The organism is Butyricicoccus faecihominis (genome assembly GCF_024462775.1).
In the GTDB taxonomy this organism is placed as follows: Bacteria; Bacillota; Clostridia; order Oscillospirales; family Butyricicoccaceae; genus Agathobaculum; species Agathobaculum faecihominis_A.
The window spans coordinates 1-23,145 of sequence record NZ_JANGCE010000049.1; the positions used below are offsets into that span (position 1 = coordinate 1).

A 23,145-nucleotide genomic window follows, 5' to 3' on the forward strand; every position below is an offset into this window, starting at 1 on the left:
CGCCGGATCACTCGAACAGCTCGGGGAACTTGATCTTGCTGGGCTCTAGATTGTCATAGCCGACCATGGTCAGCTGCGCCCACTTGCATTTGTAGTCGTCCGCGTCGGTCTCGTCAAAGGTCAGCTCCTCGCCGCTTACCAGCTGCACCGCCGCCGTGGTGATCATTTCGCCATGGCTGAACGAACCGCGGTCCACCACAAAAATGTTCTCCGCGCCGGATAGGATCATTTCGTTGGTCTCCTGATCGTTATCGCCGCCGTAGAAGTACATATCCTTTTCCAGCCCCGCGTTCTGCGCCGCCTTGTACGCGCCGAGCGCCATGCCGTCGTTCGCCGCGAAAACCGCGTTGATCGCGTCGCCGTGCACGGAGATCGCGTCCTCCATGGACTTCATTGCTTTTTCGCGGTCCCAGTCTTGGATCGTCTGCTCGAACACCAGTTCCAGATTCGGATACTTGGCAACCGTTTCCTGCACGCCGCGTTTGATCTCTTCGGCCGCGTAGTCGCCGTCCGAACCGGCCAGCATGACGCACTTGGCGGGCTGATCCTCGCCCCAGCGCTTTACAAAATCCTCGACCTGCAAGCAACCGAGCTGATAGTTGTTGCCGGTGATCCAAATATCCGGTGCAATGCCGTCCATCTTCTGCTCAATAAAGATCAGGCTGATGCCGGCGTCCCGCACCTCGCGGGCCTGCTGCACCATAGAAACCGAGTCGCAAGGCTCGATCACGATCGCGTCGTAGCCCTGACTGATGAAGTTTTCCACAATATTTTTCTGGTTGGCGATGTTCAGATCGCAGGCCTGCCAATCGATCTGCACGTTGCCGTATTCCTCGGCCTTTGCCTCCGAGCCCTGCTGCATGAACAGATAGGCGGATTCCTTAAACGTGCGGTTGGCCACGCCGACCTTGATCGTATCGCCCGCGGGCTTGTCGCCGCCGGCCTCTTTTTCCGTACCACCGCCGGTTCCGCCCCCCGCGCAGCCAGAAAGCAAAACGCTAAGACTTACCGCTACCAAACCGATCGATTTTGCAAACATTCTCTTACTCATTGCTCTTCACTCACTTTCCATTGTCAAGGTTTCATGATCCGCTCTCTTACCCGGATCATACGGTTTCATGTCCAGAGAAACGCGCGCTGTGCCTTGCCCGGATTCACCTCCTTTTTATCGCCGTTAATTTAAAGGTTATTGTTATTTTAACGTATCCACGTAAAAAGTCAATGTTTATTTTAAGTATTTTATTAATAGTCGATATAATTCGGCGTAGAACTATTCTTTCATTTTTTGTGCGAATAGCACAAGTTTTTATACCCGCATCCCTCACAGCATTGTCAAGTGTAGGGTTTTATGGTATACTGATTGTAATTATGCGGATATGCGCCCGGCCTTTCTGGATATGGTTGGCAAAGGGCGATTCCGGCAAAGGAGTGGCAAACCGTTTTGCCTGCAAAGAAAAACACCATGACGCGCGACGCGATGCTCTTTCTGCCCGCTAAGGTAGTGGAAGGGCTGCTGGTGATCGCGTGTTCCTCGCTCTATACGCATATTTTCACCAAAAGCGCGGTGGGCGCGTTCGGCATCGTCAATACGACCGTGCAGCTATGCTACCTGATCTTAGCGGGCTGGATGGCGAACGCCGCGACCCGCTATGTCGGCGAGGAATACCACAAGGACCGCGGCAGCGCGCTCTTTTCCACGGTATCCACCATATATCTGCTCATTTGCGGCGCGGCGGCGGTTTTCAGCGGCGTTGCCGCGGCGGTAACGCGCGACCCGATCTGGATCGGCGGCGCGTTCATGTTTTTCAGCTATACGATCTTTCAAATACTGAACGCCGCGCTGATTCAGCTCGGACGCATGCGGGCTTCGATCGTTTTAAGCTTAGTCTCCGCCTCTTGCAAGCTGCTGATCGCCTACCTCATCGTGCACGGCTCGTCTAACTATCCGTCCCCCGCCCCCGCCATTTTGGCGAACACGCTGTCGGACGGCGTGGCGGGCATTGGCGCGGTGATCGCGCTCTCCATCCCCGCGGTCGCGCGGCTTCGGTACTTTTCCAAGCCGCTGCTGCAAAAGTTTTTTGCCTACGGCGTGCCCCTCATGGGCGTTTCGATCGCGGTCGCGCTTTTAAACATGATCGACCGCTACCTCGTCACCGGCTTTTACGGGCAGGAGCTGTTCGGCGTTTACAATTCCAACAACTCGATCGCTTCGGGCATCTTTACCATGATATCGGTCGGCATCATGCGCGGCGTGTACCCGGCGGTGCTGCGCGGCTGGCGCGAGGGCGGCGTGAACGCCGCGAAGCCCCTGCTCGATCAGGGCGTGCGGCTGTATCTGCTAATCGCGGCCCCCGCCGTCGCCGGACTTACGGCGGTTTCCCTGCCGCTTTCCCGCTTCCTCTTTGCCGAAGGATACGACGCGGGCGCGAGCGTGATCGCCTACACCGCGCTTGCCATGCTTTTTATGGGTCTCACCGAATACGCCAACAAGGCGTACGAGCTTGAACAGTCCACCATTCACGTGCTGCAAAACAGCGCGGCGGCGGCGGTCGTCAAGGTGGTGTGCAGCTTGGCGCTTTTGAAGCTGTGCGGCTTTACCGGCGGCGCCATGGGCTCCATCATTGCGTTTGCGTTCTATTTTATCATCACCAGCGCGCGCGTCAGGCGGCGCTTTCTGTTCCATGTGCCGGCAAGCTCGCTGGTCCGCATCGTGGTATGCTCGCTCCTCTGCGGCGCGGCGGCCTTTGCGTGCACGCTGCTGCCGTTCGGCAACCTGATCCGGTTGGCGCTCGCGGTATGCGCGGGCGGCCTGACCTATGCGGTGACCATCGTCCTTTCCGGCGAGGCCAAGGCCGAATTCGCGGCCATTTTGGCAAGGCTTAAGAGACGACTGTAAAATACCAAAGCGTTCTTCGCAGTTTTTGCTGTGGAGAGCGCTTTTTTCACGCAAAAACTTGTCTAAACAGTCATCCTGTGGTATAATATTACTCTGTATTATCACTCTATATAAAAATGCTGATTAGAGAGGCGTTATAAAATGATAGAATTTGTATCCGATCCCAAGCAGTATGTCGACACGGTCGCCCATGTGCGGGCCAGCGTCGGCGGCGAAGTCACCTTTCGCGGCACCGTGCACCGCGTGCGCGACATGTCGGATTTCGCGTTTATCATCGTCCGCGTGGAGCGCGGCCTGATCCAGTGCACCTTCCAAGGCGACGCGCTGGGCGAAACGCAGCGCGCCGACGTGCGCGACGCCATGGTCGTCGAAGTGACCGGCAAGGTGCATGAGGAACCCCGCGCCGAGCACGGCGTGGAGGTAGTTCTGAGCGCGATCAATATCCTTGCGAGACCCTATGAACAGCTGCCTGTACCGCTGGGCAAGAAATACATGGGGCTTTCGCTCGACGTCGACCTGCCGCTGCGGCCGGTCACGCTGCGCCACCCCATTAAGCAGGCGGTATTCCGCGTGCAGGGCGCGATCGCGGACGGCTTTGCCGAATATATGAAGTCGCAGGGCTTCACCCACATCCACACGCCCAAGCTGGTCGCGGCCGGCGCGGAGGGCGGCGCCAACATGTTCAAGCTGGACTATTTCGGCCAGCAGGCATATCTGGCGCAGTCGCCTCAATTCCATAAGCAGTACCTCGCGGGCGCGTTTGGCCGCGTATTCGAGATCGGCAGCGTATACCGCGCCGAGCGCCACAATACGTCGCGCCACTTAAACGAATATATCGGTCTGGACTTTGAAATGGCCTATATTGATTCCATGTACGACGTTATGCAGATGGAGACCGGCATGCTGCGCTTTGTCATGCAGTATGTGAAGGAGAGCTGCGCCGAGGAGCTCGCCCTTTTGAAGGCCGACGTACCCGAGGTGAAGGACATCCCCTCCGTGCGCTTCCACGAAGCCAAGGAGATCATGCAGGAGAAATACGGCCACAAATCCAAGAACCGTTACGACCTGAACCCGGACGAAGAGGTCATGCTGTGCAACTGGGCCAAGGAAACGCACGGCAGCGAATTTGTATTCGTCACCCACTTCCCCTCCGCCAAGCGCCCGTTCTACGCCAAGGACGACGAGGAGGACAAGACGCTTGCCCTGTCGTTCGACCTGCTGTTCCGCGGCCTTGAGGTGACCACCGGCGGACAGCGTATCCACGATTATCAGGAACAGATCGACAAGCTGCGCGCCCGCAAGATGGACGAAACGTTGTTTGAATCCTTCACCATCCTGCACAAATACGGCATGCCGCCGCACGGCGGTCTCGGCATCGGTCTGGAACGGCTGACGATGCAGCTGCTCGGTCTCGGCAACGTGCGCGACGCCTCCATGTTCCCGCGCGATATGAATCGACTGGAGCCGTAAAAGCATTCGACCGAAGCCACGCTTTCGATCGATAGGGGTGTTTCCCGCGTTTTGCGCGGAGGGTGATTGCGCAAGAAATTTATATAGCGAGAATGGAGTTTCGCATATTTCACAAAACACTGTCGCGCTATTTGTGCATGCTGCACAGAGCGTCGGTGTTCGGCCGCTCCCGCATCTCTAAAATGATGAAAATGCAAAATCGAATAAAAAGTGCTTTCTTTTCCGCGTTTTTATGCTATAATGAAAGCAGAAACAAGAATGGATATACTTGTTAGGAGGTAAAGTAATATGACCAGAAGCATTCGCGTTAAGAACACCGATGATATCCAGCAGATCAACAAGATCGTGACCAAGTACGGCTTTGATATCTGGATCCACGGCAAGAGCGGCATGGTAGACGCCAAGAGCCTGCTCGGCATGTTCCTGCTCTCGCTCAACGAGCCCCTGCAGATCGTGCTCGAGGACGACGTAGATCCCACCGCGCTGTTCAAGGATCTTGAGGATTATCTCGAAATCGACGACTAACACATACCCGCACATAAAAAGCGCCCAAACCATTGGTTTGGGCGCTTTTTCAGGCTGTAAAAAATTATTTTTTGACAGCCTGAGGCCCCGGTGTTACGGTTCGTAACGCCGGGGCCTTTGTATGTGGGCGTATTTATAGAAGCTTTGCCAGCAGGGCAAAGGTTTCCGCGCGCAGGATTGGGCGCTCCAGATGGAGCTTGCCGTCCTCATAGCCGTTCAGCATGCCCTTTTGCACCATGCCCGCGGCGCCCGCTTTCGCATAGCCCGGGATGCTCGAAGCGTCCGCGAACTTATCGAGCGCGCTTGCGTCGTCGCTCGTGATCTCCGCCGCGCGGGCGATCATGGTGACGACCTCCGCGCGGGTCGCGTTGTCCTGCCCGTGCATATGGCCGTTTTCGTCGCCCTTCATGATACCGGCGGTTTTAGCCGTCGCCAAAATATCCTTGGCCCAGCGGGAGGAGCGGTCGCCCGCCGCGATCGTCCCGGTTTCGCTGACCGGAATGTTCAGCGTGCTCAGAATGACCTTGGCAACCTCTTCGCGGGTAATGGTCTCGTCCGGGCGGATCTTGCCGGTTTCCGCGTCGCCGCTGACCACGCCGTTTTCGATCATTTTCTGAATGCTGCCGTAAGCCCAGTGGCTCTGCGGCACATCCGCCCCGACCTTGCCGCCGGCTTCGCCGGTGGCTTCCGCCGTTACATCGGCCGCGCCGGAGTAATCGTCAAAATCGGCCGCGTAATCCTTGAAGCAGTCCGTCGGCTGGTAACCGGCGGCGCCTTCAAAGGTGCCCTTGTTAAAGGCGCTGAGCGTGCTCCAGCTGTTCTTGTTGCCCGCTTCGATCACATAGGACTTGATGACCGGCATATCGGTCGCCTGCTCGCCCACGGAGGAATGCAGGTCGGTCACCACGCGCACATACTTCACTTCGCCCAGATCGGATAGGTCGACCGTGCCCTTGCCGTTTGCCAAATCGGCCTTCTTGCTGCCCGCCACGGTCTTGCCGTCGTCCGACGTCTCGACCGTTACCTTGGCCGTGGCCGCGCCCTGTATGCCGGTCTCAAACGACAGGCTCTTGAGGCTACCTGTTACCGGACGCCAATCCGTCGTATGCTTGCCGTCCAGAACGATATTCTTGGGATCAAAATCCAGCCAAACGACCAGCTTGTCGCTCTTCGGGCCCTTTGCCGCGGGCGCGCCGTAGATCTTCGCGTTATCCTCCGCGCTGAGCTTGGTCGTGTAGAAACGAATTTGTCCGATATCGCCCGTCAGCATCGTGTAGGTCTTGCCGCGGCCTCGTTCGGGCAGCAGATGCCGGTGGAATGAGAACCCGGCATACATGGACGAACCCGGCCAATTCTTGATCTCGGAATCAAAATCAGGCGCCGCGATCGAGCCGGACTGCTTGTTGTTTTCCCAGCTGGTGCCGCCGGTCGCGCGGTCAAAGCCGCCCACGTACTGCACCCACTCGCCGAGCTGCACGCCCGCACCGGGGATGGAATCATCATCGTTCCAGAAATATTCGCCGTTGTCGTTGTTAAAGCCGATGCCGTAGGTGACCATGCCCGTCTGGCGCACGGCCATGCGGTACAGGTAGTTCGTGCCATAGCTGATGGAGGAGCCCTTCATCAGCAGCGGGTTGTGATCCCACTCGCCGGCCTGTGCCAGCCGGTCGATATTGGCCCAGACCATGCCGGTCACGCCGTCGTCCACCACGTAATTCTGCCTATCCGGAATCTCCACATAGTCGTCCACGCCGTCCAGCGACAGGCCGTAGCCGCCGTTGTATTGAACCAGCGTCGGGTTGCCGCGAATCAGGCCGTCGTTCCCCATACCGGACTGGTCGCGAACGACCGGCACGCCCTGTATCTCGCCCAGAATGGACACGGTCTGCGCCGGGGAATCGCCGATGCGCACCTCGTAATCGCCGCCCATGGGGAAGGTATAGGTGAATTCCACCGTCTTGGTTTCGCCCGCGCCGATCGATACCGATTCGGCGCCGACCGCCTGCCCATTGATCATGAGCTGCGGCTCCGCCGTGCCGGTCTCGTTGCCGATGTTCTTCACATCCGCCTTCACGTGCATCTTATCGCTCGTCAGGTCGCTTGTTTCGCCGTCGCCCAGCTTGACGCGCAGGTTGTCGTACGAATAGGTCGCGTTGCGGAAGCCCACCTCCACGGTTTTGGAGTAGCCCTCCATCTTCAGGGTGTGCTTGCCAAGCTCGACCAGCTCCAGTTCGCCGGAAAGCGTTTTGCTCTCGCCGGGGTTGAGCGCGATCACGCGGCTGGTCGCCTTATCGCCGAAGTTGTAGAGATAGCGGTCCTTGCCGTTGTCGTTGATCCGGAAAGCGGCCGTTGCCAGCCCCTTGCCGGTGTTGGTCACCTTGGCCGAGATCTTTACGGTCGCGCCCGAAAGAACGGAATCCGGCGTGATCGAAATGTCCTCGTATTGCAGCGAGGGTTCGCCGCTAAACAGCGAAACCGTTTCCACGACCTTTTCCTCGCCGCCGGAAAGGCCGATGTTCGAGTAAGTGAGCACATCGCCCTTTACCGTGCATTCGATCATGTCGCCCTTGCCGGTCGCAAGGATCTCGGCAAAGTTTTCATTGGGCCGCTCGTTGTCCTTACCCAGATTGATCTTGCTGTCGCCGATACGGGCGTCGCCCTGCGTCACATACAGGGTCTTTGCGCCGCGCGTCGGATCGGCCGAAACACCGCGCGAATATTCGTGCGTGTGGCCCGCGAACATAATGTTCACATTGCCCGCCTCCGCGATCGGCGGGATATACTTACGGGTCAGGTCGTCCTCATAGGGATGGTGCATGGTCAGCACGCGGAAGGTTGCGTTTTTCGCTTCCGGCGAAGCCAGATCGTCCTTCAGCCAATTCAGCGAATCCTCTACCAGCTTCTTGGTAGCCGGGTCGACGCTGCCGCCCGAAGAGGAGTTCAGCTCGAACAGGCTCCACGGGTTCGAGTCCACCATCGTGATGTGCAGACCGCCCACGTTGAAGGAAACGTTGCGGCCGTTTTCGTTAGAGTGGTACTGTTCCTTCTGCGTTTTGGAGATGTACTCATCGAAATACGTGCCGTAATCGTGGTTGCCGCTATTGAACACAACCGGGTAGTGGTGCAGGAAATCGCCCGCGTTGCGGAAGATATAAGCGAACTGATCCTTCTGGCTGCCCGTACCCTCTACCGTGTCGCCGGTGTGCAGGATAAAGTGCGGATCAAACTTCGCAATCGCCGCGGAGACCTGCTCGGCCGTTTCAAAGCGGTGGCTGTCGCTCATCACCACAAAGCGGATCTCCTCCGCGTTGACCGGAAGCGTGCGGAAGGAGCCTTCGACCGATTCGCCGTTTTCCGCCGTCACCTTGTAGGTATAGCGCGTATCCGGCGTCAGGCCGGTCAGGCGGGCGCGGTACATATGCATCGGCACGCCCTGAAACGGCTCGCCCTCCTCTACCGGCACGTCGACGGTCTTCATCTGATCCGCCGAGGGGCCGTATGCAATGGTGGATTTCATCGCCTTGTCCAGCTCCCATGTGACCACGACGCCGTCGGTCTTGGGGGCGAGCATAAAGGGCCCGGCCAAAAACGACTTGGGGCCGTTCTCCTCGTTGACCGCGAGCGCCTGCACCGGCACGATCGCCAGCAGCATCGCGCACGCCACTAAAAAGCTGCATATTCTTTTTTTGAGCAATAACCGCTTTTCCATTTCATCTTCTCCTCTTCTCTTTGCCTGCATGGTTTTCACTCCACCGGCGTCCGCGCACGTTCCATACGGGTGCAAAATTCACGGCTGAGCTCCTTTTGCACCGCGCCCGCCCATTCCCAGTCGGATTCGATGACATTCAGAGCGCCCGGCGCGGGGAGACCGTCCGCCGTTCGCGCCGCCGCGTTGACCGGCAGGCGGCAGCTTTTCGCTTCGATATAGCATTCCTGCCCACGCTGCGAAAGCATCCAGTCGATAAACGCCTTGGCATTTTGTGTTTCCTCCTGCGAGCCGCCGCAGGTAAGCGCGCACGCGCCGATCTCCAGCGCCGTTCCATCATCGGGATAGCACAGTTCGACCGGATAACCGTCCAGCGCGGCGCGCCGCCCGTCGTGGGAAAACACGATACCAACCGCCGCCTCGCCCTTTTTCACCGCCTCGACCGGAGCAAGGCCGCTGCGGGTGTAATAAGCGATGTTTTGGTCAAGCGCCGTAAAGTAATCCCAAGCCTGCGTTTGTCCCAGCTTCTGCACCAGCGCCGCCAGCACATTGTAGGAGGTGCCCGAGGTCTCGGGCGACGCCATCACGATGCGCCCGGCAAGCGCGGGGTCCAGCAGATCGTCCCACACGCGGGGATAGGGCCGGCCGTTTTCCTCGAACCATTCCTGATCGCAGGCGAACCCGATCACGCCGATGTAAATAGGCGTCCAATAGCCGTCCGGGTCGCGGTAGGCGTCCGGTACGTTTTGCAGCTCCGGGCTTTGGTAGGGCTCCAGCAGGCCGCTTTTCGCGGCGTACCGGTAAAAGTCCGACGAGCCGCCCAGCAAAACGGACGCCTGCGGCGCTTCCCGCTCGGCTTCGGCCCGCAGCATCATTTCGCCGGCGGACAGGCGCGTGCACACGGTCTCAATGCCGGTATCCTTAGTGAAAGCGTGTAAATAAACCGGCAGCTCCTCCTCCGGCAGCGCGCTGTAAATCGTCAGCTTGCCACCCGTCTGTGCCGTGGAAGCCTCCGACGGGGCCGTTTGTTCCCGCGCCGCCGTTTGCCGCCCACGATCCCCCGTTACCGCGCAGCCCGCCAGCAGCAAAACGGACAAGGCGCACAGCAAACGCCGTATCGACCCTTTCATTTTTCGCCTCCTCCTCTGGCTGAAAAGGCACAGTCTCCCTTGCAGCATGATTATATCAATGATACAGGTCCCGCCGCTATCGAACGGCTTACGAGAAAAATTCCGATATCGCCGCCGCGTCGGAATTTTCTTTGTTTTTTTACGAGAAGATTTTCATAGAGCGGGGCGCGCCCTGCTCAAAGCGCGGTCCCTTTTGTCGGAATAAACAGGCGGGACATATCGACGCCCTCTAATGCGAGTAGCTTCACCTTTTTATCCACACCCCCTGCATAACCGGTCAGGCTTCCGCTTGCGCCGACTACCCGGTGGCAAGGAATGATGATGGAAATGGGGTTATGTCCCACGGCACCGCCCACCGCCTGACTGGACATGGTTTTCTTGCCCTTTTTGGCGGCCATCTTTTTGGCAATGTCGCCGTAGGTTACGACTTCTCCATACGGAATCTCGCACAGAATCTTCCACACTTCCTGACGAAATTCGCCGCCGATGGGGTGCAGCGGCAGCTCTGAAATTTCAGGTTTTTCCCCAGCGAAATACCGGTCCAGCCAATTTTTCGCGGCGCGGAACACCGGCAGGTCGTCCCGTTCCGTCATTGGTTCTGGAATGGCGCCGCCGAAATATTTTTGCCCTTCCATCCAAAGCCCCGTCAAATGCGCACCATCGCACGCCAGCGTGAGCAACCCGACCGGAGAAGGGTATCTGGTCGAAAAAAACATATGGCAGCCTCCTTGCTCCCGTATGCCAAGCGGCATTTCTGTTTCTTATTGGCACCCCGCGCGGTATTCCCGCGGCGAAGCGCCCGTGTGCTTTTTGAAGATGTAGCTGAAATAATTGGGATCGTGATAGCCCACGTCGAACGCGATATCGCTCATTTTCGCGCCGCTCGCGCGCAGCATATCCTTGGCCGCGTCGATGCGCACACGCGTCAGGTATTCGACAAAGGTTTCGCCGGTCTGCTGGGAAAACACCGTGGAAAAATGGTTGGGGCTGAAGCCGACAGCCGCGGCCACCGTGTGCAGGCTCAGCCCTTCGTCGCCATAGTGGGCGGTGATGTACTCCTTGGCGCGCTGAATCTCCTCCGCGTACCGCACTTTGCCGCTGGCGGCGCGGCTGCCGATCAGCCGTTCGAGCGCTTCCTTGGCATAGCCGACCGTGCTTTCGCACGTTTCGGCGGCGCGCAGAACGGTTTGCGGGTTTTGCTCCCAGCCCGCGTTTTCGCTGTCCAATCTGGCGGCGGTCACGAGCAGGTCCATCAGCAAATAATAGCGGTATAAAACGCTTTGCATATCGTTTTCCCGCACCGCGCCGAAGTACGCGTCCACCAGCGCCGGGATATCCTCCCGCCCGGCGTGGCGCAGCTTTTCGGCCAGCGGCACGTTGGCGGCAAAATCAAAGCCCCGCTCGGGCGTCTCGTTTAAATCCCCATAACCGGCGATGCCCGCCAGCATATGCTTCATTTCAAACGCGGCCTGCCGCGCCTGCCGGTACGAACCCGGCAGGCCGCTCAGCCGGTCGGTCACGCCGCCGATGCCGATCTTGCAGTCGATCGCGGCGACCTGTTCCAGCTCGTGGCGCACGCCCTGCGCGACGGCATAGGCGCGGTCGCGCACGGCCTCGCTTTCCTCGCCCAGCACGAGCAGCACCAAGCGTTCGTTACCCTCAAAGAACCAAACGACGTCGTCCGCTTCGTCGAACATATGGCCCAGCACCGCGCGGATCTGGCGGCGCACCTTGCCATCCGTTCCGCACACGGCCTGCAGAACCACGTACTGCCGCGCGGTCAGCGGCAAATTCCATTCCCGCGCCCGGTCGATCGCGTGGGCCGGGGAAACGCCGCCGGTCAGCAGCTCGCTTAAAAAGTGCTCGCGCAGGATTTCGCGTTCTTGCTGCTGGCGTTCGGTGTGCTGGGCGGCGGCGCGCAGCGCCCGGCGCTCCTCCTCGATGCGGGACGCGGTCTGTTCCAGAATGGAGAGCAGCCTCTGCGAATCCACCGGCTTTAGGATATACGCGTCCACCCGCAGGGAGACCGCGCGCTGCGCGTACTCAAATTCATCGTGCCCGCTCAGAAAGATGATGCGCATCCACGGCATGGATTTGCGCACCAGCTCGGCCAGCTCCAGCCCGTCCATAAACGGCATGCGCACATCTGTGATCAGAATATCCGGTTTGATCTCCAGCAGCGCGGGAAGCGCCATTTCTCCATCCGGCGCTTCGCCCGCAAAATGAAATTGCCCCGCCGTTTTTTCCAGCGCGTTGCGGATGCCCGTGCGGATGATCTCCTCATCGTCCACTACAAAAACATGCAGCATCGTTTAGTCCCCCTCCCAGTTTTCCGGCACGGTGGGCAGCAAAAATTCCACCCGCGTGCCGCGCAGCTGCTCGCTGTCGATAAACAGGCCCTTGCCGCCGTACAGCCGCAGCCGCTCCGTGATATTGCGCAGGCCGTAGCTGCCGGATTCCTCCCCGCGCTGCAAACGGCCGCGCAGCGCGAAAAGCGCTTCCTCCGTCATGCCGATGCCGTTATCCTCCACCGCAAAGCGCATCCAGCCGTTCTCACGCCTGCCGGTGATGCGGATCAACCCGCGCCCGCGCTTGTTTTTGACGCCGTGGTAGATGGCGTTTTCCACCAGCGGCTGCAGCATCAGCTTGAGCATGCGGCAGCTTTGCAGCGCCGGGTCGATATCGATTTCATACCGCATGACGCTGCCGTAGCGCACGCTTTGAATCATCAAATAGCTGCGCACATGCTGTTCCTCCTTGGCGACGGAGATAAAATCCTGCCCGCCGCTGAGCGAGATGCGCAAAAAATCGGTAAAAGCCATGGTCATTTCGACGACCTCGCGGTTTCGCTCCTCCTCCGCCAGCCAAACAATGGTTTCCAGCGTGTTATAGACGAAATGCGGGGTGATTTGCGCTTGCAGCGCGCGCAGTTCGGCTTTTTTCATGTTCTTTTCATGCTCGACCTGCTCCCCGATCAGGCGGTCTAGCTGCTCGGCCATGCGGTTTAAATCGACGGCCAGCCGGTACAGCTCCGCGATTTCGGGCGCGGGCGCGCGAGCGTTCAGGTCGCCCTGCGCGATGCGCGCGGCCATTTTTTCCATTTGCAAAATGGGCGCGCGGATGGAACGGTCCACCTGCTGATACGAGCGGACCGCCGCGCGCGCCACAAGGCCCAGCAGCAGGATGACGAGCGCCGCCATGGCGAGCGCGACCGAGCGAATGCGCCCGTTGAGCCTTGCCATTTCATCGATCGCTTCCGTGGTGTAGCGGCTTAGCATATCCGCGGTCAGTCCGGTCACGCTCACGATTTCGTGATACAGGTTTTCATTGCGGCTGACCGCGCCGCCCTGCGCGGTCTGCGCGCCCAGCACCTCGAGATAATGCTCAATCGTATCGGCCGCGCGCCCCGCCGCGTTTAGGTATTGCCGCTGCTTATCGGACGCGCCGCGCTCCATAATCTGCAAAAGACCGCGCAGCTGCTGTATCTGCGCGCCCTGCCGGCCTTGCTCGAATTTTTGGCGGCCGGATACAATCTGCCATATTTCATCCGGCAATTCCTGCTGGGCCACCGTCTGCGCCTCCGCCGCGCGGGCGATATTTTCTATCACCGCGCCGTATTGGTGCACAAAGGCCAGCACAAACAGCAGCAAAACCGCCAGCGGCACGGTCAGGCTTGCGATGATGGTGGTATAGGAATATTTTAAAATGCCCCGAATGCTGTGGCCGCTATCCCGCTTTTCTTTTTTTACGCGCATCAGGCCGCCTCCTTTGGCAGGAGCTCGGCGCGCACCTCGTTCCAGAGCGGCGTTTCCGGGTGCTCAAGCAGTTTAAGCGCCGCGTGCGCGGTCTCGTGCGCGAGCGCCTGATTATCGCACACCGCCACCAAATTGATCTCGCCGCGCGCCAAGCAGCCCAACACCTCTTCCCCGCCGCCGAAGGCGCAGATGCGGATATCCGTACCGGGCCGCAGACCGTGTTCCTTTAAGTAATCCACCGCGCCGAGCACCATCGCGTCGTTCTGGGAGACCACAAGACCGATGTGCGGATATTCCTGCTCAAAGGTCTCCATCAGCTCATAGCCGCGCGAACGGAGAAAATCCCCGCAGAGGCTGTATTTCAGCTCCTGCCCGCTCTGCTCCATGCCTTCGCGGAAGCCGCGCGACATTTCCTGCGCGCCGGAGGAATTAAGCGTGCCGTACAGTTCGGCCACCGTATCGTTTTTTTCGCTCAGCAGGCGTTTTGCCGCCTGTTTGGCCAGCGCGCGATAGGGAAAGCCGACATAGCTGACCTGCGCGCGCGCATCGCCTTGGGTAACGGTCTTATCCACGGTGATGACCGGAATGTTCGCTTCCGCGGCTTCGCGCAGCACATTGTCCCACCCGCTCTGCACCACGGGCGAAAACACGATTACATCCACTCGGTACACGACCAGCGCCCGGATCGCGTCGATCTGCGATTGCTGCGTCCGCATGGCCTGCATGACCATGCGGTCAAAGCCGTGCGCCTCGGCCTGTTCGCCTAGAAGGCGGAACTGCTCGTCCTTCCAATCGTCCTCCGACGCGGTATACACAATGCCCATCACCGGCGTTTTCACCGGCGCCATCTGCGGCCGAAGCAAGCACGCCGCCAGAAGCGCGGCAGTGAATGCCAGTAGGCACACGCAGCCCGCCAACCGCTTTTGCATCCTCATCGATACCCCACCCCGTTTTTCTTACTGATACTATCTTGCCATGCCGCCGCGATAAATGCAAGCATGGTTCGTCTGGAACCATATTCCGGCGCGCTTGTTTGAAGGCGCAAAAGCGGCCCCGGCGTTATTTTCGTAACGCCGGGGCCGCTCTATCGTCAGAGATCAAACAGGAAGGTCTATTTCAAACGCGGGGTAGGCCCCGGCGGGCTCGTAGCCCAGCGTATCGGCCAGATGCGCGGAAATTTCGTTTGCCGCGTCCCACGAGGGGTGCAGGCCGCGCGCAAGCTGGTCCAGCATCAAAGCGGCGGCGCACGCCCGCGCAAGGCCCCGGCGACGGCGATCCGGGCGGCAGTCCACCTCGATCTCGATACCGCCCGACCAATCCGTATAGCTGGACGCGCCGCAGACCAGCGCCTCCCCTTCGGTGGCGGCAAAGCCGCGCCCATGCGCGGCATAATCCGCATAGGTAGGATACTGCGAGACCAGATCAAAGCTCCATTCTTCCGCCCGGGCCGCGTGGTATAGCTTTTCATCCATCGGGCAAAGCGCAAAGCCCTGCGGCAGCGCCGTCATGCGGCGGAGCTTGTCCCGGTCAAAGGTATCGCGCTTTTGAAACGCATAGCGGGTAATGCGCTTCGCCCCCGGACGGGCGCGCTCGATCGCACGCGCCCAGCCCGCGTTCTGCGGCACCAGAACCGCAGAGGGCGAGGCCCCCGGCGGATCAAACGCGGCGAGCTCGGCGTCCGGCGCGCCTGCGAAGCAGTAGAAATCAGCCACGCAGATCATAGCGGAGCGCGCGGCGCCCCCCTCGGGCGCGAACGCCCGCCCCATGCGGCCCTCCAAGTAGGACCAAAGCATGGTTTCCCGCCAGTTGCGAACCAGCGGGGCGACCGTTCCCGGAGCTTTTATCTCAATAATCATAAAATCATCAGTCCCTTTGGCGCTTCGGTCAGGTTGATACAGCCATCCTCGATCACGTAGAGCATATCCTCGATGCGCACGCCGAATTTGCCGGGCAGATAAATGCCGGGCTCCGCCGTGACGATAGCGCCCGCGGGAAGCGGATCGACAGCGGCGGAGGAAGCGTTCGGCCCTTCGTGTATTTCCAGACCAACGCCGTGGCCAAAGCTATGGCCAAAGGCTTCGCCGTAGCCCGCTTCCTCAATCACGCGGCGGGCCGCCGCGTCCACCTCGCGGCCGGGCACGCCCGCCTTGGCGCACGCGATGCCCGCGAGCTGCGCGGAAAGCACGGTATCGTACACGGTTTGCATCTCCTCGGTCACGGAGCCAAGGGCGACCGTGCGCGTCATATCCGAGCAATAGCCGTTTACGATGCAGCCAAAATCCATGGTGATAAAATCGCCGTTTTCCAGCGTCTTTTCCGTCGGCACGCCGTGCGGCTTGGAGCTGTTCCTACCCGAAACCACGATGGGATCGAACGACATGTTTTCCGCCCCGTAGTGCAGCATCAGATAGGTCAGGCGCGCGGCGATCTCCTTTTCGGATACGCCGACGCGGATATCGTTCAGCACCTCTTCCAGCGCCTGCTCGGCGATGCGCTGGGCGGCGACGATATTGGTCACCTCTTCATCATCCTTGGTTTGGCGCAGGGCTTCGAGCCGCGCGCCAAGGCGCACGCCCTCCGCGTGCAGCGCGCGCTTCCAGCGGGTGTAAGCGTCGTGCGTCAGCGTGCGGTCCTCTAGGGCGATCTTTTTTACATGGTCCTCGTCGATCAGGTCGTTGATGACCGCGCTGTAGGTCAGGCCGCCGCCGATCTCGCGCACCTCAAAATCCGAAATAGCGGCCTTTGCCGCTTCGACATAGCGAAAATCCGTATAAAACACCGCGCGGCAGCGAGAAACATAGGCCACGCCCGCCGTGGAGGGAAAGCCGGTGGCGTAGCGGCGGGCGACCTCGCCCGTGAGCAGCATCGCATCGAACGGTGCGCCGCGCAAAAGCGCCTGTAATTCTTCTTTTCTCATCCCAAGATCGCCTTTACCGCGTCGATGGCGAGCAGATAGCTGTGCTTGCCGAAGCCCGCGATCACACCCGCGCAGACGGGCGCGAGCACCGACTGATGGCGGAACTCCTCGCGCGCGTGCACGTTTGAAAGATGCACCTCCACGCAGGGCAGGCGCACCGCCGCGATCGCGTCGCGTATGGCATAGCTGTAATGCGTATACGCGCCCGCGTTGATGATGATGGCCGCGCATTCCTCGCGCGCGGCGTGGATGCGGTCGATCAGCGCGCCCTCCGAATTAGACTGGAACACCGTGCACTGCATGCCCAAGCGTTCGCACTTCGCCACCGCTTCGGCATTGATGGCGGCCAGCGTTTCCGTGCCGTACACGCCCGGTTCACGCATGCCGGTCAGGTTCAAATTCGGGCCGTGCAGTAATAGTATTTTTTTCATATCTGAAAAACCCCTTCTTTTTAATTTGGAATTAGGAATTAGTAGTTAGGAATTAAGGAATCGCGCAAAGCGCGATCATTTGATTTATCGGCCTAAGGCCGATTCCACAATTACTAATTACTCATTACTAACTACTAACTGTTCCATGAAGCAAAGCTTCATGGAACAAGCGTCCTCGGCTTGGGTGCCGGCGGATTCACAGATGAAGGTGGGCGCGTAGCCGCGGCGCGCGGTCTCGCGGGCGACGTGGATAAAATCCGGGCCAAAGCCGGGATCGTTTTCAAAAGTCAGGTGGCGAATTTCGCCCTTGTCATTATATTCGATGTGGGAAAAATGCGCGTGGAAACGGCGCGTGCGGTCTAGGCCGATGGTGCGCTCCATCAGGTCGAACAGGGTTTTTACCGCGTCCGCGCTGTTCATCCGCCCGCCGGTGCGCGCGTTCAAATGCCCGAAATCGATGCAGGGCAGCAGGCGTTCGTCCGCCGCGACAAGCTCGCACACCTCTTCGGCCGAGCCGATCACGCTTTTTTTGCCCATGGTTTCCAGACACGCCGTGATATGGCCCAGCCCAGCCGCGTCTAGCGCTTCCAAAATAGCGCGCACATTTTTATGCGAATTGCGCATGGCGCGGTCGCGCGTCAGCTTGCCCTGCCCGCCGCAGTGCACGACGATGCGGGACGCGCCCAAATGATGCGCCGCCCGCGCGGCGTCCAGCACGTACTGGATGTTTTTCTCCATGCGCTCGCGTTCCTCGGAGGAAAGGTTGATGAAATACGGCGCGTGCACGCTCATGGCGATCCCGTTTTCCCGCGCGGCCGCGCCGATCTTGGCGGCGGTCTCCGGGCCGACGTGCACGCCGCGTCCGCACTGGTATTCATAGGCGGTCAGCCCCATTTTGGCAAGCCACGCGGGCGCGTCGCGGCTTTCCTTAAAGCCCGCCTTGGCAAACGATTCCGAATTGCCGGCGGGGCCGAACTTTGGCGTGTCACTCATGGCCGCCCCTCGCTTTCATGCGCTTTTGTCCGCGTGAGATAAAGCCCCGCTCGAACTGGTAGCGAAAATTGACCCAAAAATAGCGGCGGTCCAGCGTTTGCACGTAGCAGGTGGTAGCGCCCGCGCGGTTGCCGCCGAACACATCGGTAAAAATCTGGTCGCCGACAATGGCGAGCTGGCGGGGTTCCAGCCCAAGCTGCGCGGCGGCGCGCCTAAAGCCGCGCTGTAAGGGCTTGCCCGCGCGGCTGATAAACGGAATATCCAGCGCGCGGCAAAACGGCGCGACGCGCCGGTCGCGGTTATTGGAAAAAACCAGCACCGGGTAGCCCGCATCGGTCAGCGTGCGGAAGAAAGGCGCGAGCGCTTCGGGCGGCAGGGCCGCCTTGTGCGAAGCGATGGTGCCGTCCAGATCGAACAGCACGCCGCGCACGCCGCTGGCAGCGAGCAGCGCCGGTGTGATCTCATAGATCGAATCAAAAACATAATCGGGAATCAAAAGGCTCATTCGGTGTCTCCTGCGTTCTCAATAATCGAAATGCAACATATATCTTGTATTGTAAGGGATTTTAAAAATAAAGTCCAGTGGTTTCAGCGCACACCCCTAAAGCGAAAAGGGGCGGCAAATCATACACCCGAATAATATGGATGTCAACGGAGGGAAACGGATCATGAATTTCACCGACAATATGGTACTGGTTTGCACCGGACGGGATACGGCGCGCGCGGCGGGAAGCGGCTTGAAGGTGCTTCACCTTTGCCTTGGCGTGACTGAAAACGGCGCGCTGCGCCGCACACAACTGCCCACCGCCAAGGCGCGCAGCTATCTCGGCCTATGCGACCTACCGCGCCAGCTGCAAACGGTAAACGCCCCGCGCATCGCGGCCGACCTGACCTACGAGGCCAAACGCACGGAAGCGCTCGGCGTATTCGCGGACTTTGAACGCGACGTTCCGGTATGCCGCGAGCTGCTCGCCGCTGTCGACAAGGCGCTTTTTGAAGCGGACATACCTTTTTACGTGCCCATTGCCAGCAGACAGGCTGTGCAGCACGCCACGCTGACGGTGGATACCGCTATTTCAGGCGGCAGCCTGACCGAGCGGGTCTCCTCCTTGCAGGGCATGTACGGCGCAAAGCGCATCGCGGCTTTTTTGCACCCGGTATCCAGCGATTTTGTGCTGCCCTCCGAAACACCGGACGGCACCGTGCTTTCGCCGGAAGAACGGCAGGCGCTGCTGAACCGCACCGGCTCGCAAACCTTTTTTTCGCGCGAGCTGTGCGCCAAATATTTTACATACACGGATGAAAACAGCCGCGCGCATTTCGTCTTGTTCGACGACGACACGACCATGCAAGCCAAGCTGGCCCAATTATCCGGCTGCGGGGTGCGCACGGTGTTCGCGCTCTACCCGGACGCCGAACGGCTGCTTAATCTGCCGTGACGGGCGCGAAGGCCGCGCGGACAAGGGCGGCCAGCGCCTGCGGCGCGCACTCCACCTGATAGCCGATTTTTCCAGCCGATACCATTATAGTCTCCTGCGCCGCGGCGGAAGCGTCGAAAACGGTGGAAAACGCTTTTTTCATGCCCACCGGCGAGCAGCCGCCGCGCACATAACCGGTAAGCGGCAGCAGCTCCTTCACGTGGATCAGCTCCACCGCCTTTTCGCCCGCCGCTTTGGCCGCTTTCTTCAAATCGAGTTCCTTGTCCACCGGCACGGCGTACACGTGGTAACCGCCCGATTTGCCGCGCGCGACGAGCGTTTTGAACACGCGCGCCGGATCCTGCCCCAGCATCCGCGCGACCGTTTCCCCATCCACCGCGTCCTTGCCATGGGGATATTCATGCGCAGTATACGGTATCTTATGCTGCTCCAATATCCGCATCACATTCGTTTTGACCAAAGGCATCGTGCCGCTCCCCTTTTTCATACAAATCCGTTCCCCATTATAGGCCGTTTGAACGAAAAATGCAAGAATAGGGAAAGAAAAAACACCGAATTTCTCCTTATTATATCGTTATAGCGTTTATGCCTTTTCTAACAACAAAAGAAGACGATTCAATATGTCATGAGACATCTGAATCGTCTTCTTTTGCTTTTGGCCGTTGGTATTCTAGTAATTCTTGAATTTCACAATCGAGAACAAAGCATACTTTTGAAAAGAAATCTAAATCTACCATTTCAATATTAGCTGCTTTATAGTAGCGATCAATTACTTCGTATTTAATACCGGTAAGCGTTCGCAAGCGATTTCTTGTAATGCCTTTAGCTTCCAGCATTTCTGCCAGCTTTACTTTGATATTACCGTATTCTTGTGTTTTATAACTAATTATACTTTTAAAATCGTCCACGTGCTCACCTCCTATTGGTGTTATTGTATCAACGGACTACCTTCTTGACATTCCCCATATTATAGGGTATCCTTTTATCAGGGTAACTATGTATTCTCAAGCAAGCGCGGAAACAATATTTAGGGTAGGAGTTATAACTCATGAATGCTATTAGCATTGCGCGGAAAAACAAGTAAACGGGCCTGTTGCAAAATAAAAAAACGCCCTTAAACCTTGTCATTCTGAGGAGCAAAGCGACGAAGAATCTCGCGCGAACGCGCGATTTCCACGCATATCCGCGCGTTCGCGCGAGATTCTTCACTTCGTTCAGAATGACAATCAAGTATTTTTCCATTTTGCGACAGGCCCTAGGATATCTTATATCTTAAATTACTCAGACATGCTATCTTGCTGTTCCAATAGTGTGTCTATCATGCGGCTTACCGCGACAAGCGTTGCTGATGAGCACCGAGACAGTTTCCCCGCAATTTCGGTATTGATTATCGCTTCCGGTCGTGCAAACGGCGTATCCAGCAGGAAATAATCAAGGCTTATCTCCAAAGCATAGGAAAGACGCAGGAGCAATGTCAACGACACTTTATTCTGTGCTGTCTCCACATGACTTAAATGGTTATTGGAGCAACCGATCATTTCCCCAAGTTCACTTTGTGTAAGTCCCTGTTTAATACGCAGCTTTCTAATTCTTGCGCCTATCTTTTTAAAATCCACTTCATGCGGAACCATAAAGCTCACCACCTTTAATAAACTTATTTTACCGGAATATAGTTTAATTGAAAACAATCCACATAGGCAAATCGCCTATGTGGTTATAATATATTATATTTAAATAGGCAATTTGCCTATTTGTAAACATTCGTTTTTGTTGCCGTAAAGGAGTAACTCAAATGTCAGAACAAGCTCAGCTTACAACGATTGAAGTAACGCTTTTAAACCAAACATACCGTTGCTTGCAAAAAGATGTAGAATCCTTAGAATTATCCATCGGTGAAGTTATTGATAGAATGGTATTAAGTTTTCAATGCAGCAATCCTAACTCGGCAGCATTACTTGCATGCGAACAATTAATATGTATGACAAGTCAACTAACTGACGAACAAATTATTGAATCCATGATTTCAGCAGTCATTATATTAATGCAATTATTAGCCGAGAACAATATGAGTCAAGCTGATTTGAAGAAAGTAGTTGAAGATAAAATATTAAAAGAGGGGTTATAACATGAAATCTACTGGCGTTGTACGTAAACTAGACGTATTGGGCCGTCTTGTTATTCCCATGAAGCTACGACGAACCCTAGATATTCAGATAAATAGTTTACTTGAGATTTTCGTAGACGGCGATCTAATTATACTGAAAAAGTACGAACCCGGTTGTGTATTTTGTGGCAATGCTAGTAATGTAATTTTATTTGATGGCAAATACATATGTAAGCACTGCAAGGAGGAACTTGCAACTTTGTAAGCCGATACTGCGGCGGGGTGGGGCACCCGCCTTTCACAACGGCGAGCTTTCCACCCTTGCGTAGGGCCGCGTGACCCCACGCGGCCGCTCGCGGCTACTGCCGCGCATTCCATTGTGAGCGGAGCGAACCACCAGTCGCATTTTATCGTAAGCAAAACAAAAACCGCCCCTATGGACGGCTTGACAAACACGCTCGGCGCGAGGTATACTATAGGTATAAAAAGGGCGCAGCCGATTGACGGTTACTCCCAAAATCTACGTCAAAAGAAATGACCGTTTGCTTTTGGAAGGGTAGGGCGGTCATTTTCTTTTGCTTATCTGAATGATCAGACCGGCAGGCCGTAGCCCATTATCCTAAAAAATATTATTTGAATGCACGCTATGAGCAGAAGCTGGAACAGCTCCGCATAAGTAACCATAAGCACCACCTCCCCTCTAATGGGATGAGGTGGGAATAACCGCCAACCGCTGGGCACGGCTGCGCCTATACAAAGTATAGCAGATGCCGACAATTTACGCAAGCAAGCGGCAAAACCCGCCCCTATGGATGACTTGACAAACACGCTCGGCGCGGGTATACTGAAGATAGAAAAAGGGCGCAGCCGATTGACGGTTACTCCCGTTAGATTTTAGTCAAAAGAAATGACCGCATCAGGTGAGATTGAGGGCGGTCATTTTCTTTTGCTTATCTGAATGATCAGACCGGCAAATGCTATGAGCACAAGCAGAAGCTGGAACAGCTCTGCGTAAGTAACCATAAGCACCACCTCCCCTCTAATGGGATGAGGTGGGAATAACCGCCAACCGCTGGGCACGGCTGCGCCTATACAAAGTATAGCAGATGCCGACAAATTACGCAAGCAAGCGGCAAACACCGCCCCTATGGACGGCTTGACAAACCCGCTCGGCGCGGGTATACTATAGATATAAAAGGGGCGCAGCCGGTTGACGGTTACTCCCAAAATTTACGTCAAAAGAAATGACCGCATCATTTGGTAGTGAGGGCGGTCATTTTCTTTTGCTTATCTGAATGATCAGACCGGCAAATGCTATGAGCACAAGCAGAAGCTGAAACAGCTCTGCATAAGTAACCATAAGCACCACCTCCCCTCTAATGGGATGAGGTGGGAATAACCGCCAACCGCTGGGCACGGCTGCGCCTATACAAAGTATAGCAGATGCCGACAAATTACGCAAGCAAGCGGCAAAACCCGCCCCTATGGATGACTTGACAAACCCGCTTGGCGCGGGTATACTAGAGATATAAAGAGGGCGCAGCCGATTGACGGTTACTCCCTCAAGAAATTGTCAAGAAAATGACCGCTTCATGGGGAAATGAGGGCGGTCATTTTCTTTTGCTTATCTGAATGATCAGACCGGCAGGCCGTAGCCCATTATCCTAAAAAATATTATTTGAATGCATGCTATGAGCACAAGCAGAAGCTGGAACAGCTCTGCGTAAGTAACCATAAGCACCACCTCCCCTCTAATGGGATGAGGTGGGAATAACCGCC

At 57.4% G+C, this 23,145-nt stretch carries 21 protein-coding genes; 6 read left to right on the plus strand and 15 right to left on the minus strand.

The genetic code is table 11. The annotated features are described in order from the left end of the window. Window positions 1-7: 7 nt before the first annotated feature. Window positions 8-1,051, minus strand: a complete 1,044-nt coding sequence (locus NE562_RS16795; RefSeq protein WP_280963570.1) for a sugar ABC transporter substrate-binding protein — start codon at window positions 1,049-1,051, stop codon at window positions 8-10. Between the two features lie 390 nt (window positions 1,052-1,441). Here NE562_RS16795 and NE562_RS16800 point away from each other — a divergent pair, with 390 nt between their 5' ends. The 3 genes from NE562_RS16800 to NE562_RS16810 all read left to right on the plus strand — a co-directional run bounded on the left by NE562_RS16800 (window position 1,442) and on the right by NE562_RS16810 (window position 4,891). Continuing rightward, window positions 1,442-2,896, plus strand: coding sequence for a lipopolysaccharide biosynthesis protein (locus NE562_RS16800; protein ID WP_280963571.1), 1,455 nt, complete (start codon window positions 1,442-1,444; stop codon window positions 2,894-2,896). A gap of 141 nt (window positions 2,897-3,037) precedes the next feature. Further along, entirely contained in the window at window positions 3,038-4,366 is a 1,329-nt protein-coding gene (gene aspS / locus NE562_RS16805; protein ID WP_280963572.1) for an aspartate--tRNA(Asn) ligase, read from the plus strand. A 288-nt stretch (window positions 4,367-4,654) separates the two neighbouring features. Further along, complete coding sequence (locus NE562_RS16810; RefSeq protein WP_280963573.1) at window positions 4,655-4,891, plus strand: HPr family phosphocarrier protein; 237 nt, start codon at window positions 4,655-4,657, stop codon at window positions 4,889-4,891. A 133-nt stretch (window positions 4,892-5,024) separates the two neighbouring features. Here NE562_RS16810 and NE562_RS16815 read toward each other — a convergent pair whose 3' ends face one another. The 11 genes from NE562_RS16815 to NE562_RS16865 all read right to left on the minus strand — a co-directional run bounded on the left by NE562_RS16815 (window position 5,025) and on the right by NE562_RS16865 (window position 18,328). Continuing rightward, on the minus strand, window positions 5,025-8,600 hold the full coding sequence (locus NE562_RS16815) for an S-layer homology domain-containing protein (RefSeq protein WP_280963574.1): 3,576 nt from the start codon (window positions 8,598-8,600) through the stop codon (window positions 5,025-5,027). Between the two features lie 35 nt (window positions 8,601-8,635). Beyond that, complete coding sequence (locus NE562_RS16820; protein WP_280963575.1) at window positions 8,636-9,727, minus strand: ABC transporter substrate-binding protein; 1,092 nt, start codon at window positions 9,725-9,727, stop codon at window positions 8,636-8,638. Between the two features lie 176 nt (window positions 9,728-9,903). Further along, a complete protein-coding gene (locus tag NE562_RS16825) occupies window positions 9,904-10,443 on the minus strand; it encodes a methylated-DNA--[protein]-cysteine S-methyltransferase (RefSeq protein ID WP_280963576.1) in 540 nt (179 codons plus the stop codon). 45 nt (window positions 10,444-10,488) lie between these two features. After that, complete coding sequence (locus tag NE562_RS16830) at window positions 10,489-12,036, minus strand: response regulator (RefSeq protein WP_280963577.1); 1,548 nt, start codon at window positions 12,034-12,036, stop codon at window positions 10,489-10,491. Between the two features lie 3 nt (window positions 12,037-12,039). After that, a complete protein-coding gene (locus NE562_RS16835) occupies window positions 12,040-13,482 on the minus strand; it encodes a sensor histidine kinase (RefSeq protein ID WP_280963578.1) in 1,443 nt (480 codons plus the stop codon). After that, the gene (locus tag NE562_RS16840; RefSeq protein ID WP_280963579.1) at window positions 13,482-14,417 is read right to left on the minus strand and encodes a substrate-binding domain-containing protein; all 936 of its coding nucleotides are present in this window, start codon (window positions 14,415-14,417) and stop codon (window positions 13,482-13,484) included. The genes NE562_RS16835 and NE562_RS16840 overlap by 1 nt, the downstream gene beginning before the upstream one ends. Before the next feature lie 162 nt (window positions 14,418-14,579). Further along, a complete protein-coding gene (locus tag NE562_RS16845; RefSeq protein ID WP_280963580.1) occupies window positions 14,580-15,338 on the minus strand; it encodes a GNAT family N-acetyltransferase in 759 nt (252 codons plus the stop codon). Next, window positions 15,335-16,399, minus strand: a complete 1,065-nt coding sequence (locus tag NE562_RS16850; protein ID WP_280963581.1) for an aminopeptidase P family protein — start codon at window positions 16,397-16,399, stop codon at window positions 15,335-15,337. The genes NE562_RS16845 and NE562_RS16850 overlap by 4 nt, the downstream gene beginning before the upstream one ends. Further along, on the minus strand, window positions 16,396-16,830 hold the full coding sequence (aroQ, locus tag NE562_RS16855) for a type II 3-dehydroquinate dehydratase (protein WP_280963583.1): 435 nt from the start codon (window positions 16,828-16,830) through the stop codon (window positions 16,396-16,398). The genes NE562_RS16850 and aroQ overlap by 4 nt, the downstream gene beginning before the upstream one ends. Before the next feature lie 117 nt (window positions 16,831-16,947). After that, a complete protein-coding gene (locus NE562_RS16860) occupies window positions 16,948-17,823 on the minus strand; it encodes a TIM barrel protein (protein WP_280963584.1) in 876 nt (291 codons plus the stop codon). Next, window positions 17,816-18,328, minus strand: coding sequence for a YqeG family HAD IIIA-type phosphatase (locus NE562_RS16865; RefSeq protein ID WP_280963585.1), 513 nt, complete (start codon window positions 18,326-18,328; stop codon window positions 17,816-17,818). The genes NE562_RS16860 and NE562_RS16865 overlap by 8 nt, the downstream gene beginning before the upstream one ends. 136 nt (window positions 18,329-18,464) lie before the next feature. On the opposite strand from NE562_RS16865, the gene NE562_RS16870 reads away from it, so the two are divergent. Then, window positions 18,465-19,262 carry a hypothetical protein gene (locus NE562_RS16870; protein WP_280963586.1) on the plus strand — a complete coding sequence of 266 codons (798 nt, stop codon included), beginning with the start codon at window positions 18,465-18,467 and terminating at the stop codon, window positions 19,260-19,262. On the opposite strand, the gene ybaK is transcribed toward NE562_RS16870, so the two are convergent. From ybaK to NE562_RS16885, 3 genes are all read right to left on the minus strand, one after another. Beyond that, window positions 19,249-19,728: a Cys-tRNA(Pro) deacylase gene (gene ybaK, locus NE562_RS16875; protein ID WP_280963591.1), complete on the minus strand. Its 480-nt coding sequence runs from the start codon at window positions 19,726-19,728 to the stop codon at window positions 19,249-19,251. The two genes, NE562_RS16870 and ybaK, sit on opposite strands and share 14 nt — an antisense overlap. 157 nt (window positions 19,729-19,885) lie before the next feature. Then, window positions 19,886-20,170: a helix-turn-helix domain-containing protein gene (locus NE562_RS16880; RefSeq protein WP_280963587.1), complete on the minus strand. Its 285-nt coding sequence runs from the start codon at window positions 20,168-20,170 to the stop codon at window positions 19,886-19,888. Between the two features lie 369 nt (window positions 20,171-20,539). Then, entirely contained in the window at window positions 20,540-20,893 is a 354-nt protein-coding gene (locus NE562_RS16885) for a helix-turn-helix domain-containing protein (RefSeq protein ID WP_280963588.1), read from the minus strand. Window positions 20,894-21,054: 161 nt separating this feature from the next. On the opposite strand from NE562_RS16885, the gene NE562_RS16890 reads away from it, so the two are divergent. Next, window positions 21,055-21,387 (plus strand): hypothetical protein, encoded by a 333-nt coding sequence (locus NE562_RS16890; RefSeq protein ID WP_280963589.1) that lies wholly within the window; start codon window positions 21,055-21,057, stop codon window positions 21,385-21,387. Between the two features lies 1 nt (window position 21,388). Next, window positions 21,389-21,631, plus strand: coding sequence for an AbrB/MazE/SpoVT family DNA-binding domain-containing protein (locus tag NE562_RS16895; RefSeq protein WP_280963590.1), 243 nt, complete (start codon window positions 21,389-21,391; stop codon window positions 21,629-21,631). Window positions 21,632-23,145: the final 1,514 nt, after the last annotated feature.

Coding starts and splice junctions, on each gene's coding strand:
- aroQ (WP_280963583.1), bottom strand. CDS start 16,830: ATGAAAAAAATACTATTACTGCACGGCCCGAATTTGAACCTGACCGGC.
- NE562_RS16795 (WP_280963570.1), bottom strand. CDS start 1,051: ATGAGTAAGAGAATGTTTGCAAAATCGATCGGTTTGGTAGCGGTAAGT.
- aspS (WP_280963572.1), top strand. CDS start 3,038: ATGATAGAATTTGTATCCGATCCCAAGCAGTATGTCGACACGGTCGCC.
- NE562_RS16810 (WP_280963573.1), top strand. CDS start 4,655: ATGACCAGAAGCATTCGCGTTAAGAACACCGATGATATCCAGCAGATC.
- NE562_RS16825 (WP_280963576.1), bottom strand. CDS start 10,443: ATGTTTTTTTCGACCAGATACCCTTCTCCGGTCGGGTTGCTCACGCTG.
- NE562_RS16890 (WP_280963589.1), top strand. CDS start 21,055: ATGTCAGAACAAGCTCAGCTTACAACGATTGAAGTAACGCTTTTAAAC.
- NE562_RS16885 (WP_280963588.1), bottom strand. CDS start 20,893: ATGGTTCCGCATGAAGTGGATTTTAAAAAGATAGGCGCAAGAATTAGA.
- NE562_RS16865 (WP_280963585.1), bottom strand. CDS start 18,328: ATGAGCCTTTTGATTCCCGATTATGTTTTTGATTCGATCTATGAGATC.
- NE562_RS16840 (WP_280963579.1), bottom strand. CDS start 14,417: ATGAGGATGCAAAAGCGGTTGGCGGGCTGCGTGTGCCTACTGGCATTC.
- NE562_RS16870 (WP_280963586.1), top strand. CDS start 18,465: ATGGATGTCAACGGAGGGAAACGGATCATGAATTTCACCGACAATATG.
- ybaK (WP_280963591.1), bottom strand. CDS start 19,728: ATGCCTTTGGTCAAAACGAATGTGATGCGGATATTGGAGCAGCATAAG.
- NE562_RS16850 (WP_280963581.1), bottom strand. CDS start 16,399: ATGAGAAAAGAAGAATTACAGGCGCTTTTGCGCGGCGCACCGTTCGAT.
- NE562_RS16895 (WP_280963590.1), top strand. CDS start 21,389: ATGAAATCTACTGGCGTTGTACGTAAACTAGACGTATTGGGCCGTCTT.
- NE562_RS16835 (WP_280963578.1), bottom strand. CDS start 13,482: ATGCGCGTAAAAAAAGAAAAGCGGGATAGCGGCCACAGCATTCGGGGC.
- NE562_RS16845 (WP_280963580.1), bottom strand. CDS start 15,338: ATGATTATTGAGATAAAAGCTCCGGGAACGGTCGCCCCGCTGGTTCGC.
- NE562_RS16815 (WP_280963574.1), bottom strand. CDS start 8,600: ATGGAAAAGCGGTTATTGCTCAAAAAAAGAATATGCAGCTTTTTAGTG.
- NE562_RS16820 (WP_280963575.1), bottom strand. CDS start 9,727: ATGAAAGGGTCGATACGGCGTTTGCTGTGCGCCTTGTCCGTTTTGCTG.
- NE562_RS16830 (WP_280963577.1), bottom strand. CDS start 12,036: ATGCTGCATGTTTTTGTAGTGGACGATGAGGAGATCATCCGCACGGGC.
- NE562_RS16860 (WP_280963584.1), bottom strand. CDS start 17,823: ATGAGTGACACGCCAAAGTTCGGCCCCGCCGGCAATTCGGAATCGTTT.